Here is a 12855-nt window from a genome sequence, read left to right as displayed (position 1 = left end):
CTTGATATTTTCGGCCGGCAGGGGCGTTGTGCCAGCCTTTGCTCCGGACATTGTGCCAGCCTTGTTCGGGACAAAGAGTGTGCATCCAAGTTGGTCTTCGAGCGTGCGGATGCGCGCGCTGACCGTCACAGGCTGACGTGAATCCGGTCGGCCGCGCTAACGAAGTGTCCACTCGTGATGACGGCCCGAACCTTGCCGGATCTGGGTCCATGCGAGACCTTACCTCAATAAAATCGATAATAAGTGACGATACTTTTCGTTTGTCAAAATTGATCGCGGGCATACGTTGACGGCAACGCTAGCGCGCCGGTCGTTGCACCGGCGAGGCGCATAGTGGAGGACCAGATGACGAAGAAATCATTTCGGAGATTTGAACTGGTGACTTCTCTGCTCAGAACGCTAAGGCGGGTCATGGACGCCCGTTTGCTTTTGGTTAGTCCCGAAAGTCTCGACAACGAACGGGCATCGCTCTTACGGCCTGGATCTATCGATGAAGGACGCTTGCGGCCGGCGCTAATACCCATTCGCCCTTACAGCAGGCGACTCTAGCACAGCGCGCAACAGCTCCTTCAAGCGTCCGTTTCGACGCCAAGCCCGTGAGTGAGCGTGACTCCGTTGTCGCCGATGCAGGGCGGAGCCTCAGATATCGGCAGCCAAATGCGCCGATTATGAGCTCAGCGTACCAACCTACAAAAGGGAGATCCCGCATGTATCAAAAAATTCTCCTAGCTTTCGACGGTTCACCCGATGGCCGCGAAGCACTGGTTCAAGCCGAAAACTTAGCATTAGCATGTGGTGCGACAGTTCATCTTCTTGCGATCATAGACCCGTCCGAAAGCATGCTCATCGTTGAGGCAATGTCTTTCATTCCCGACAATCAGCGTTTTGTAGTCCAGACCGTACTTGACGAGGGCGTGAAGCGGTTGCGACGCGCTGGATGCACTGCAACCAGCGAACTCAAGTATGGCAAGCCAGCGGAACAGATAATTCTGTCCGCAACAGACATAAGCGCGGATCTGATCGTCGTTGGTCATCGGGATCAAGGGACGCTTGCGCGTTGGTTGAACGGGTCGGTCGGCGAATCAATCTTGCATCAACCGCCATGCAGCGTGCTCGTAGCCGTAAAGTCCGAGCAAGGGGCGAGTAACGTCACGCCGATTCAGCAACGGAAGGCGCGGGGTAAAGGATAAACTTCATGTTGAAAACCTCTGCTGATGGGCGCCTTCATACGTGATGACAAACTCGCGATAATCCGCGACCTAGATAGAATGTACGAACAGCGGATGTGCGCGATGGCTCGCGGATTGATGGCGGCTCCAATCCTGCTGATGATCGACGAGATGAGTTTGGGACTGGCGCCCGTCGTCGTGGAACAGTGATGGATGCGCTGGCAACGATCCGTTGCGAGGGCGTGACGATTTTATTGGTTGAACAGGACGTCAATCTGGCTCTGTCGATTGCCGATCGAGGTTACGTCATGGAAACCGGTCATATCGTTCGTAGCGGGTCCACCAAGAAACTCATAGACGATCCTGAAGTCCGGCGTGCCTATCTCGGACTCGTTGAGACGTCAGCTAATGACGGAAAAACCGTCGAGAGTAGCGTCTGTCCTATGTGATAACCGGCCGCGAGGACACAGTTTCGTATCAAGTCGGAAGGAAGGCAGGTTGAGTTGCTAGTTCCGCTTAAAGTCGAGCATGCCATGACCAAGGAAGACGCGATTGATGAACTTAGATCGCTGCAACGGAACGGTGAAGGCTCCAACGTGCACGCGAACGCCGAGACGGTTCTTTGCGACTTCCTTGATGCAGCCGGCTATGGAGAGGTCGCACGCGAGTTCCGGAAGATCCACGAGATGTATCCGGTGGTGACCCCTAGATATTCGAAGCCTTCTTGGCCGTCGTAGGCAGAAGATAGGCGAACGGCTACACCAAGGATCGTCCGTGCTGAATTGTTGGGTCCAGCTCCATCATTCGGGCCTCCGGACATCCAAGGCAGCGGTGTCGATTGGGAGAGTCCGTTACGATTTCGAACGAGGAAAGCGTGCTCAGCGATGGAGAGGGCGAGTAAACGGCAATCACGGCGCTGGCGGTTGATTGATCAAGAAACATGCACTCAAACAATAATAAAATTCGATTGTCGCCTGCATCCTCCGATGAGACACAATAGCAGATGTGGCGGATGTCGAAGGCCACGGGAGCATTCGGCGCTTGTATCACTCGCGGGTGAGCTGCTTGATCGGAGCTAGTGATGCCGACTATGTCGAGAGTTAGCGACGCGCCCGAGAGAGGTCACGCATATCCGAGCGGCTGGCGCCGCTATCTTTACTCAACCAACCACAAAGACATTGGCACGATGTACTTCGTGTTTGCTATCTGCGCAGGTCTGATCGGTGGAATCATTTCAGTTGTAATTCGGATGGAATTGCAGCAGCCGGGCCTCCAGATTTTCACGAACACGAATACCTACAATGTATTTGTAACCGGCCACGGCCTGATCATGATCTTTTTCACGCTCATGCCGGCGATGATGGGTGGATTTGGCAATTGGATGGTGCCGCTGATGATCGGCGCGCCGGACATGGCGTTTCCGCGCATGAACAACATATCGTTTTGGCTACTGCCTGCATCATTTGCACTGCTCATTATCTCGATGTTCGTCGAAGGCGAGCCCGGCTCGAGCGGCGCCGGTACCGGTTGGACGCTGTACGCGCCGTTGTCGACCTCGGGCCATCCGGGACCGGCCGTCGATTTCGTAATCCTGTCGATGCATATCGCGGGTGCGTCTTCGATCCTCGGCTCGATCAATTTCATCACCACCATATTCAATATGCGGGCGCCGGGTATGAGCCTGCATAAAATGCCGTTATTCGCCTGGTCGGTCCTCGTGACGGCCTTCCTGTTGTTGCTGTCGCTGCCTGTGCTCGCCGGCGCCATTACCATGCTTCTCACCGACCGCAATTTTGGAACGACGTTTTTCGCGGCGGAGGGCGGCGGAGATCCGGTATTGTATCAACATCTTTTCTGGTTCTTCGGTCATCCCGAGGTTTACATCATGATTCTGCCGGGCTTCGGCATCGTCAGCCACGTCGTTTCCACATTCAGCCGCAAGCCGATCTTCGGCTATCTCGGAATGGTCTATGCACTGGTTGCGATCGGATTTATCGGATTTCTCGTCTGGGCCCATCATATGTACACGGTCGGGATGTCAAGCACCGCCCAGGCGTATTTCGCGTTGGCCAGCATGGTGATCGCAGTTCCAACTGGCATAAAGATCTTTTCCTGGATAGCAACCATGTGGGGCGGCTCCATAACATTTCGAACGCCGATGCTGTGGGCGATCGGATTCATCTTCGTGTTTACGGTCGGCGGTGTCACCGGTGTTGTGCTCGCCAATCCGGGCATCGACCGGACGTTGCAGGACACTTACTACGTAGTTGCGCATTTCCATTATGTACTGTCGCTTGGCGCCGTATTCGCGATCTTCGCAGGTTGGTATTATTGGTTCCCGAAAATGACTGGATACATGTACTCGGAAGCCCTCGGCAAACTGCACTTCTGGCTGACCTTTGTCGGCGTCAACCTTGCGTTTTTTCCGATGCATTTCCTCGGATTGTCGGGAATGCCGCGACGAGTTGCAGATTATCCCGACGCATTTGTAGGCTTGAACCAGATTGCCTCGATGGGGTCCTATGTCTCCGCAGCCGGTCTGATCGCGTTCTTCGTGGGCATGGTTTATGCCTTCGTACGGAAGGAGAGGGCTGCGGACAATCCGTGGGGACCTGGCGCAACCACGCTGGAGTGGACGTTATCTTCGCCGCCACCGTTTCATCAATTTGAGATCTTACCCCGAATTGAATAGATCAATTCTACGAGCTCTACAAATCAGCCGCGCCGACGTGGCAAAGGAGCCGGCAGACGCCTCCGATTCCGCGTCAACGATGCTCCGCTTTGCGTCGCACGCACGGTAGCGGTTGAAGCCATCGTTAAAGGGATCCGAGCCCGTGCGCAGACCGAAAGGTGTCACACAAGGCACTCCATTCTCATCCAACCGCAAAAATGTATTCAAGCGTCAATAGAATTCGTTTGTCTAACGTCCTTGCAAGATGGATCCTCAAGTGCTGCCGAGACGATCTTAAAGCGAAGCGGCATACGCGGTGACAAGTGGAGAGTGATTGTGATCAAGGACATTCTGGTGACCCTTCCGGCGGGCGATACGCCGTCCTTCGCGGTGGACTACGCCGCAACAGTCGCCAGAACTTTCAATGCGCACCTCACGGGCATTGCATTTGTGCAAGACGTGGCCAGCTCTGGAGCGTTGTTTGACTGGGCTCCGACGATTGTTCTGGATGATTATCGTCGAGAAGTGGAAGCTGCCGCTGAAGCTGCCAAAGCCCGGTTCGAGGAAACGTGCCAGCGAGAAGGCCTCTCCGCTGAATCGATGATTCTCAACGCGGGAGCGGTCAGCCTTCCTGAACTCCTTGCACGCGCAGCGCGGAGGTTCGATTTGACAATCCTTCCTCAGGCTGACCCGGAGGACGAGCGGTCGGAGGAGGTGATGATCGAGGCAGCCTTGCTGGGATCCGGTCGCCCAATCTTGCTCGTTCCCTATTTCATGGAAGGCGCAGTCAAGTTTGACCGGGTTCTTGTTTGCTGGGACGGCAGCCACAACGCCGCGCGCGCGATAGCCGACGCGATGCCATTCCTGAGATGCGCCAAACAGGTTGAAGTAGTAACCGTTGCGACTGATGGGAGAGCGAATGACAGCACGGCCGGACTGTGTATAGCACATCATCTTGCCCGGCATGATGTGATCGTCGAAGTGAGGAATATTGTCGCTCACGGCCAAGACGTGTCACTCAGGATTCGTTCTCATGCGGCGCAGCACTCGGCAGATCTAATTGTTATGGGTGGCTATGGGCATTCGCGGCTTCGCGAGTTCGTTCTAGGTGGCGCGACGCGCGACATTCTCGAATCGACGGTTGCTCCAACCCTGATGTCACGTTGAACTGACCACCGGCAACCCTGGTAGCGATAATCTTGAACTTAGAGTTCGCGTCCGCCCGCAGTTTCTTGGATTTGCGAATGGAGGGAAGCAGGACGTGAAATCACCCGGATGGAGGCGTGCTGTGTCCACTCTCTTCTGACCATCGCGCTGCCCGCGTCCGATCGCCAACTTGGAAGGGTTAGCACGCGTGCCGCGGAGCAAGGCGACACGGATGCGGGCCTGACGGGGGAGGTCGATCGGGCAGCTCTTGAACCGGCGATGGCGCCGCAATGCGAGACGCAACCTCAACTGCCGTCTGCGATTGTGATCGTGGCGACGCTTTCTCACCGGAGATGTCCCGTTGCGCCTCGGCTTTATGAACGACATCTCAGAGCCGCCGGCGTTGCGGCTCGCCTTCGAGGAGGGCGGCGCGAACATCCATCGCGTGCCCATCCTTCGGCCGTATTGAACGCGCCACGGATTACTTGTCGGCAGTATCCGATATGCGTGCGAGAGAGAAACAAGATAGTCTTCATCTTTGGGCGCCCGAACGAGGACTCTTGTGTAAACTTCTGTAGTGTTGGGGCGAGACACCGTACATAGCCTTGAAGCTTCTACCGAAATGGGTCATATCGGAAAATCCCCAGCCGTACGCGATGTCGCTGATCGTCCGATGTCCTTGCAGAGGGTCTTCAAGCGCTATTCGACATCTCACAAGTCGCCGGGTTCGGATCAGGCGCGTAATCGAGGTGCTCTGCTCGCCGAGGAGTGCGTTGGCATACCGAACGCTAATTCCGGCGGCCTCGGCCACTGTTCGAGGATCCAGCGCTGGATTGCATAATCTTGATTCGATAGCTGTGCGCACGTTGAGCAGCGCGAGTGACCGCGCGGACGAAACGCGCGGTTTTGATAATCCCACCGCGTTCAGAAGTGACCATGCAATGACATCGAGTGTTTGATCTCTGGCGATTTCTTCCGCAGCGCACGGAATGGAGCCGGCAATTCCGGGCAACATCGCTACGAACGATGAGGTCGAACCGAACCGGGGATCGCACGCCGAGATTGGAATTGCAACCATCTCGCGTGTTTGCCCAAGGCGGGCTCTTAGATCGGCCCTAGGAACCTTCAGCACAAGTAGCTTGGATACGTCCGAGAATCTTGCAAAATAAGGTAACAGCGGGTCAACGAGCGTCACGTCGCCCGCTTGCAGTATGACTTGACGGCCGTTCTGCTCTATCGCGACTGAGCCTCTGACCTGCTGACAAACGAAAAGGCTATCGCTCTCCGATTGCGCGATGTGCAGCGCTGTACGTGTGACTGTCATGGAGGAATTCTCGAAAAGAACAAGCCCCATATCTGCGATCGACCCGCCTTCGATCTGTGCTTCAAAAGTCTGCTTGGACGCCGGCTTTGAGGAATGTCCCGCAATGTTTCTGCACGCAACGTCATGCCAATAGTCAAACCGGTCTCGAGGATGTACATCCATCGTCGAAAAGAGTTTATCCATCTGGGGTGTACCTACGTAGCCGAGGAAATATGCCTATATGGCCGAGTAACCTTTGCGCCCAGTAATAAGATGATAGCAAGAATCAATCTGCCGGCACGAATGAAATATCGCAGGGGCAACATCAGATCGCGTTCGACGGTCTGACGGGCTTGTGCGGCTCCATAACATTGCCGCATGCCCCAAAGTCGCAGGCGAATTTCACGAAACCAGATGCATGGAAGGCACGGGGATTGGCGTCCTTACGCCAGAGGTCTGTAAATGACGCGTCAGATATACATAGGTCTCAGGCTTGGCAGAAACGAACCATATACTTTGGGGCAGCCCAACCCTTCTGGGGAGCTGAAGAGAGCCGTCCGTGATCAGTAGTGGACATGAAATGTCCCACGTTTTCGTTGTTGATGATCAGAATCACTTACGTTCGGTCCTTGCTATGGTTCTCCGCATTAAAGGGCTCGAGGTCGTCGTGGCCGAAAGCGGTGGGGCAGGTTTGCAGGAGCTCGAGGACTCGAATTTTGAGTTGGTTGTCATCGACATTTTCTTGCAGGACGGCATGGGCGGCATCGAGCTTATTAGAATGCTGCGGGAGCACGACCCAAGTTTGCCTATCATCGCGATACCGGGCATAGCGCCGATCGATTTACTCACGCAGTATCCCGAGCTCAGTAGTGTGATACGTCTGTCGAGCCCTTTCGTCCAATGGAGCTGAATGCTTGCCGCTGACGAGGCTACTCAGTCAAACCTGTGATGAAGGCACGCACAACTCTTTGGTTGTTCTAATCATGACAATGAGCAAAGTATGAAGGGTGGCGAGAATAGGATCGCGCTCCTTATCGATGGAGTAAACCTTTCGGCGAGCGCCAAGGCGCTCGGTTTCGACATCGACTACCAACGCCTGCTGACGGAATTCCGGACCCGCGGAACGCTGCTGCGCGCGAACTATTATACGGCGATCATCGAGGATCGGGAGCCTTCCTCGGCTCGTCCGTTGATCGAGTGGCTTGATTACAATGGCTACACCGTCGTCTCCAAGGCAACCAAGGAATTTATCGACGCCAGCGGCCGCCGCAAGATCAAGGGCAACATGCATGTCGAGCTCGCGGTCGATGCGATGGAGCTCGCGGAGCATGTCGACGAGATCGTGCTGTTCTCCGGCCATGGTGATTTCCGCTCGCTGGTCGAAGCGGTGCAGCGCCGCGGCGTCCGCGTCACCGTGGTCTCGACGATTTCGAGACAGCCGCCAATGATCGCCGATGAGCTACGGCGACAGGCCGATGTCTTCACCGATTTATTGGAACTGGAATCCAAGCTCGGCCGCGAGCCGCAGAAGCGACGGCTCTCTCGACGCAAGGATCGGTGCGGGTAGTTACTTTCAACAGGCTAGGGCATCGGGCAAAAAGTCGCTGCCCCCTTCAGTACATCCCACGCAGGCACGTGTGAGGGCCCATCAAACGATTGGCGATGCTTAGTGCGCCGGGCTCATTGGTTTCGAGGGCAATCTTCTGAGCCAGCATGACGTCACCGGCCGCTAGATAGCCAACTGGCCCGAAGCACCATCGGCAAACGGCCTCACCCGCGCTGTTCAGTTCCTCAATATTCGTCTGCGTACCATGGCGGATCCTAAAGACGCTGCCGCTATGGCTGCCGATGACGTCGAAATACGCAAATCGCTCATAGCAGGCGAGTTGCTCCGGCGAGAGCCACTGCTTTAGGAGCCTTAGAGCGCGGGCATGACCACTACGTTGTATGGAATGCTGTGCGAGAATCCCAGCAAGCAGCAACATCAGTATAATGATGATCAACGAAATGGTCATCGCCATCTGCGACATGCATTGATCAGCTGCCAACCAGCCGCGGAAAGAACAGTGTTTCGTCCGCGGTCGGATCGAAATTTTTGATAACCCGGGGCTCGCCAAGCCCAGAGCGAGCGGCCGCCGTGAAGCCAGCGCCCGTCAACTCCAGGAAACGCTTCTCTGCCAGCGCCAGCTCAGCGTGATCATTGCTATCGAAGGTATGCCGAGTATCGCCGGAGCGGTCCATCACTATTTGAGTTGACATGTAAGCACTCCCTTTGAACGAAAGTGTAAGGCCCCCGCGCAGCAGCTTTCTCTATCAAGAACGAAAACTGACGTTAGTTCCAAAGGTCTGGAGGCATAGTGCTCAATCCGATTCGACTTCTGGTCCTATCGTGGCTTGCTTTACGGGTGAACTGAACTTCGTGCTTTCGCCTTAGTCGCGCCGCTCGTCATCATCGTTGGCATAATCTAAAGACCTTCCTGCAGGAACCAAACCCACCAACTAGCGTCAATTGGATACCCTTTCCACGCGAGGTGCTGCTATGCCTGCTAACCCCCAAAGCACTGCAAAGATCGGAAATCATCCCCTTCATCCAATGCTCATCCCGTTCCCGGTTGCATTCCTCGTCGGTGCATTCGTCAGCGACTTGGGATTCCTAGGTACCGGCGACAGCTTCTGGGCGAGAGCGTCCATGTGGCTGATCGGCGCCGCGATCGTGATGGCGCTTCTCGCCGCTCTGGCAGGCTTTGCGGATTTCTTCAGCGAACCCCGTATCCGCGCCTTGTCCGATGCCTGGTATCACATGATCGGCAACCTGACTGCGGTGGTCATCGCGCTGGTCAACTTCGCACTCCGCTACAGCCAAGGCGCCGAATCCGCGATCAGGCCATGGGGCGCAGTGTTGTCTTTTGTCGTGGTTGGCATCCTGCTATTCACCGGCTGGAAGGGCTGGGAGATGGTGTACCGCCATCGGGTGGCTGTCCTCGATGCCCCCGAACAAAGGGCGGCCGGCACGACGGATACGCGGCCGCGGGGCCCGGGACGTCGCAGCGCCGCGTAATGTTTTTGCCTAAGTTAGGCGAAACGGAAAGGAGGGCTGCTGCCCGGCCAGGATGAACCGCCGCCAATGCCCGCGCGTGACCGTGTGCCTTATGGGCAGCTCGGAGACATGACGCCAAGTGGCGGCGGACGCTGCACGCCTTACGGTCCTGCGCGCGCGATCGATTCCGACCTTGTAGTGTACCGCTACCGGTGCATTCTTCTTCGGCGCGGCGTCCACGATAGGCTCCGTGCTCGATGGCCTCGCCGATAGCCACAAGGCGCATGCGCACGATGTCTGCAATGGGAACACCCAAACTTTGTTCGATACCTCTTTCGCAATTGATTCGATCTAGGGGAGAATAACGGCGTGCGCGGTAGCCGCCGCCATATGAGGGCCAATCCGCTCGCTGCGGCGAGGGCTCCTCCATTTTCATGCCTGGCGGCGGAAGGGCGGCGCCAGCCTCGGCATTCGGCTTGCCAAAGGGACCCACCAGTACGAGGATTGCTCCGATTAAGAGCAGGAGACCGACTGCAATAGTTGCGGCAGCTTCGTAGTCATGTCGATATGTCCGCAGTGTTGGGGTGATCGCAATCACGCAAATTAACAGCAAGGCCGGTCCGAGGATCCGAGCAAATAGATCCCAGCGGTTCGCACCGACTTCCCACCAAGTCCAAACCAGGGTGAGCAGGAAGGCCAGCAGGTAGATCCAGGCTCCCTCGGCCCGACGTTGGCCCAACAGATAACCTGATACGATAAGCCCGACACCGACCAGCATATAGTAGAACGACCCGCCCGACGCGACCAACCAGGTGCCGCCTGCCGCGAGCGCCGCCCCAAATCCCACCATGGCACCGGCGGTGCCTTATGCCATCCAATCGGCTGCTGAATTCCTGCGGAGCATGGCATAACCTTAACAGACATGTCGCCACTCGGAATGGAGAGCTGAAACGGCGGCTAATTGCCGTTCAGTTCATCTTCGATCGGCTGAGCATACTCATGAATTGTGCCGTGGCGTTGCCGAAGGCCATGGCAGTTAGGACAAGGACGACGCTGTCCGTCATAGTCAAGGTAAGTCCCTGAGGTCGGATCACAGGATTTGAAGCGTTGGAAACAGTAGGCGTCATTTTGGGCCGCCTGCGCCTTGCTGTTGGCGATAGCGCCCCCAATGATTGCGCCCGCGGCAAGCCCGCCTACCGCCGGCCCCCAAGCCGTAGTGGCGATGATAGTCATGTCGCCAACCATGTGCCGTCAGCCATGGTGCTAGCGTCCGCCGCGCCATTGGAGCTTGACGGCTGTATCCACCTCAGGGGCGACGCCCGTGCCCGCGATCAAGGGAGCTGCCAAGGCTGAGCCGGCAAACGCGCCAGCGCGGAAAGATGACGGCCGCGGCTCGCAAACTGCGATTGAACATATCTTTTCCCCTGTGCTTTGCACTGACCAAAGTCAATCCATCGCATTACGGGTGGTTGCATCAATGAAGGTACGCATACGTACAGAAGAGAGAGCGCGCTGGGAAAGCTCGCCTGGTCTGGGCTTGCCCCCGAATTGGGTGTCTCAAAGAGAAAGCTCGAAATTCCCATGACAAACGGTTGGTCGCGAACAAAGTCCGCGTCCTTACTTGATGTTTTATCGTTTATCCCAGGGATGAAGAGTCGCGTTCTGCCCACCTGCCAGTTCAAGTACTCCTCACGGTGGAGGAAAGGCAGCACATCATCTTCGTGGGATCGGCCGGACCCTTCGCGTTGGATGGATTGCAATCCTGATGTTCGCCTTATGGATGTTGAGAGACATAGTCTTAGTGGCGTTCGCCGCCATTCAGAGCGGCCAGATCACTGAGCAGCTCAAAACTGGCCGAAAACGGAACCGCCTTCGATACTGCCGATTGGCAACGGAAGCTGGCAGCCGCCCGGCGTAGAACGGATTTCATAAAGCGTCCAATAACGGGAAGCCGATGCGCACCCTGCCGCCGCATGGTCACGAGGTTGATTTCGCGCAGATGCTGTGTCTGAGGCCAGCTTGCGATCACGGAGGATCTGTCACCCTTGCTTTGAAGCCAAAGCCGAGGCGCGGCTGAATCTTGCCCTGAAATCCAATTCGCGCCGGACAGCGCAGATAGAAGGAGAACCCAGCCCTCTCACCGCGACTACGCGCTACGACAGATGTCTGATAGCGTACCAAGGTTCGCAATCGTGATCTGCAGAGTTGAGCCTTCGTGGTATGTCTGGGTTGCCATCTGTCCCCCACGGATGGCAGTTCCTCTGAAAGCCCAAGGCCCCAACTCCTTACTCGGAGTTGGGGCATTTCTTTTCGCGAGAGTCGCAGATGATAGTCTTCGTCGTTGGCTCTTTAGCAAACGCCTAGCGCTGTCACGCACCTAGGTTGCATAAGTCAGAGGCACCAAGTTCTTTAAGACGTATAAGCCCGCTCGGTGGTATAGCTTTCCGAACCACTCTGGGTGACGAACTGCGTTGTAAAATCTCCGCGGGTTGAGGGGACGAATAGCAGCCCTCGACGATCGATTTCGCTTTACGTTTTCTACGATCTAGATCAAGACCAGCGTCGTTCGCGACAGTTCCTGATCACCAAGATTATCGGGAATCATCCGCATCCTGTCCCGAGGCGAGGTCAGGGAGCGGCGGCAAGGATTGCCGCAGTTCCAGTTTGGCGTCGATTGCGCTGAAAGACGCTGACGTTTCGAATATGCAAGCCTCTTCGACTAGGCATCTATCCTAGCATCAGACGCCGCGACCATTGCCAGGTGGCTGCTTTTGCAGCTCTCGTCGCCTTGTTGGCCGGTGAGGCTGTGTTCTAAGGCAGAATAGCTGGAGTCGTCGGTGCAGAGCGGCCATCGTCGGCTGCAAGTTATCGCTCGCGATGTTAGCGGCTGACAGGCAGCGTCTCGGCAACCACTGGTGCAGCGTCCGACGGTGCCGGCGCCAGCAGTATGCCGGCCACCGCAATCGCTATGAACATCGCCGTAAAAAGGATTGTCAGGGCCAAGCGCATCGTCATTTCTCCCATAGGATTATGAAGACGGTCTCGCTCAAATGGATTTCTGAGAGCAGGTCGATAAAAGCCGAACGTCGCGAGAAAGTTCGCCTGCACTTTCGATAGACGGTACGTTTTCGCACCACTGCAAACATCTCTTCTTTCCCCAAGCACGCTACTCGCGATCTGGAATCGGGTTTTGTAGCTCCAGCGCCCGGAGCACGCCGCCCGTTACGATAGCTGTGAAGAAGGCGTGTCGCCTGCGTAGGTCGGCCAATCCGTGCTCGTCGAGCTGCTGCAGGTAGCCGCGTCGTTTGTCCAACACGGGTGGAGGCAGCGGATCGGCTTGGCGGGTTTCAGTCGTCAGCTGTTGTATCGCGGCGTGCATCATCTCCTCACTCACGAGGTTGACCACGTGTCGACCTTGATGCGGCCTGCATGTATCCAACGAAAATGGACGAGTGTCGTAACGCAGTCGAAGGCAAACAGATGGCAAGGCTAAGTAGATGCGGAACAAATGCATCGTCGTTCTCGGTCC

At 56.3% G+C, this 12855-nt stretch carries 12 protein-coding genes and 1 pseudogene; 8 read left to right on the top strand and 5 right to left on the bottom strand.

All coding sequences use genetic code 11. The annotated features are described in order from the left end of the window. Positions 1-707: 707 nt before the first annotated feature. From V1279_RS32015 to V1279_RS31995, 5 genes and pseudogenes are all read left to right on the top strand, one after another. Positions 708-1190: a universal stress protein gene (locus V1279_RS32015; protein WP_334444332.1), complete on the top strand. Its 483-nt coding sequence runs from the start codon at positions 708-710 to the stop codon at positions 1188-1190. 18 nt (positions 1191-1208) lie between these two features. Next, positions 1209-1618, top strand: a pseudogene (locus tag V1279_RS32010) (hypothetical protein); the annotation flags it as partial. An 84-nt stretch (positions 1619-1702) separates the two neighbouring features. Beyond that, entirely contained in the window at positions 1703-1906 is a 204-nt protein-coding gene (locus tag V1279_RS32005; RefSeq protein WP_334444328.1) for a hypothetical protein, read from the top strand. Positions 1907-2250: 344 nt separating this feature from the next. Next, positions 2251-3861 (top strand): cytochrome c oxidase subunit I, encoded by a 1611-nt coding sequence (gene ctaD, locus V1279_RS32000; RefSeq protein ID WP_334444326.1) that lies wholly within the window; start codon positions 2251-2253, stop codon positions 3859-3861. A 315-nt stretch (positions 3862-4176) separates the two neighbouring features. Next, positions 4177-5007, top strand: coding sequence for a universal stress protein (locus V1279_RS31995; protein WP_334444324.1), 831 nt, complete (start codon positions 4177-4179; stop codon positions 5005-5007). 511 nt (positions 5008-5518) lie between these two features. On the opposite strand, the gene V1279_RS31990 is transcribed toward V1279_RS31995, so the two are convergent. Beyond that, positions 5519-6493, bottom strand: a complete 975-nt coding sequence (locus V1279_RS31990) for a helix-turn-helix domain-containing protein (protein ID WP_334444322.1) — start codon at positions 6491-6493, stop codon at positions 5519-5521. Between the two features lie 376 nt (positions 6494-6869). Between V1279_RS31990 and V1279_RS31985 the strand changes: the two genes are divergently transcribed. Together V1279_RS31985 and V1279_RS31980 are read left to right on the top strand one after the other, a co-directional pair. Continuing rightward, positions 6870-7199: a response regulator gene (locus tag V1279_RS31985; protein WP_334444320.1), complete on the top strand. Its 330-nt coding sequence runs from the start codon at positions 6870-6872 to the stop codon at positions 7197-7199. Positions 7200-7289: 90 nt separating this feature from the next. Then, positions 7290-7856: a LabA-like NYN domain-containing protein gene (locus V1279_RS31980; protein WP_334444318.1), complete on the top strand. Its 567-nt coding sequence runs from the start codon at positions 7290-7292 to the stop codon at positions 7854-7856. Between the two features lie 46 nt (positions 7857-7902). Here the strand turns inward: V1279_RS31980 and V1279_RS31975 are convergent, their stop codons facing one another. Next, on the bottom strand, positions 7903-8319 hold the full coding sequence (locus V1279_RS31975) for a hypothetical protein (protein ID WP_334444316.1): 417 nt from the start codon (positions 8317-8319) through the stop codon (positions 7903-7905). A 7-nt stretch (positions 8320-8326) separates the two neighbouring features. After that, entirely contained in the window at positions 8327-8548 is a 222-nt protein-coding gene (locus V1279_RS31970) for a hypothetical protein (RefSeq protein ID WP_334444315.1), read from the bottom strand. A 280-nt stretch (positions 8549-8828) separates the two neighbouring features. Between V1279_RS31970 and V1279_RS31965 the strand changes: the two genes are divergently transcribed. Then, entirely contained in the window at positions 8829-9347 is a 519-nt protein-coding gene (locus V1279_RS31965; RefSeq protein WP_334446655.1) for a DUF2231 domain-containing protein, read from the top strand. 936 nt (positions 9348-10283) lie between these two features. Here V1279_RS31965 and V1279_RS31960 read toward each other — a convergent pair. Beyond that, positions 10284-10559 carry a BA14K family protein gene (locus V1279_RS31960; protein ID WP_334444314.1) on the bottom strand — a complete coding sequence of 92 codons (276 nt, stop codon included), beginning with the start codon at positions 10557-10559 and terminating at the stop codon, positions 10284-10286. Between the two features lie 1933 nt (positions 10560-12492). After that, positions 12493-12840, bottom strand: coding sequence for a hypothetical protein (locus V1279_RS31955; protein ID WP_334444313.1), 348 nt, complete (start codon positions 12838-12840; stop codon positions 12493-12495). Positions 12841-12855 lie beyond the last annotated feature (15 nt).

Origin of the sequence: Bradyrhizobium sp. AZCC 1610 (genome assembly GCF_036924515.1) — a bacterium.
Classification (GTDB): Bacteria; Pseudomonadota; Alphaproteobacteria; order Rhizobiales; family Xanthobacteraceae; genus Bradyrhizobium.
Note: the sequence above shows the minus strand (reverse complement) of the source record. Positions and strands in the feature narration are given on the sequence as shown.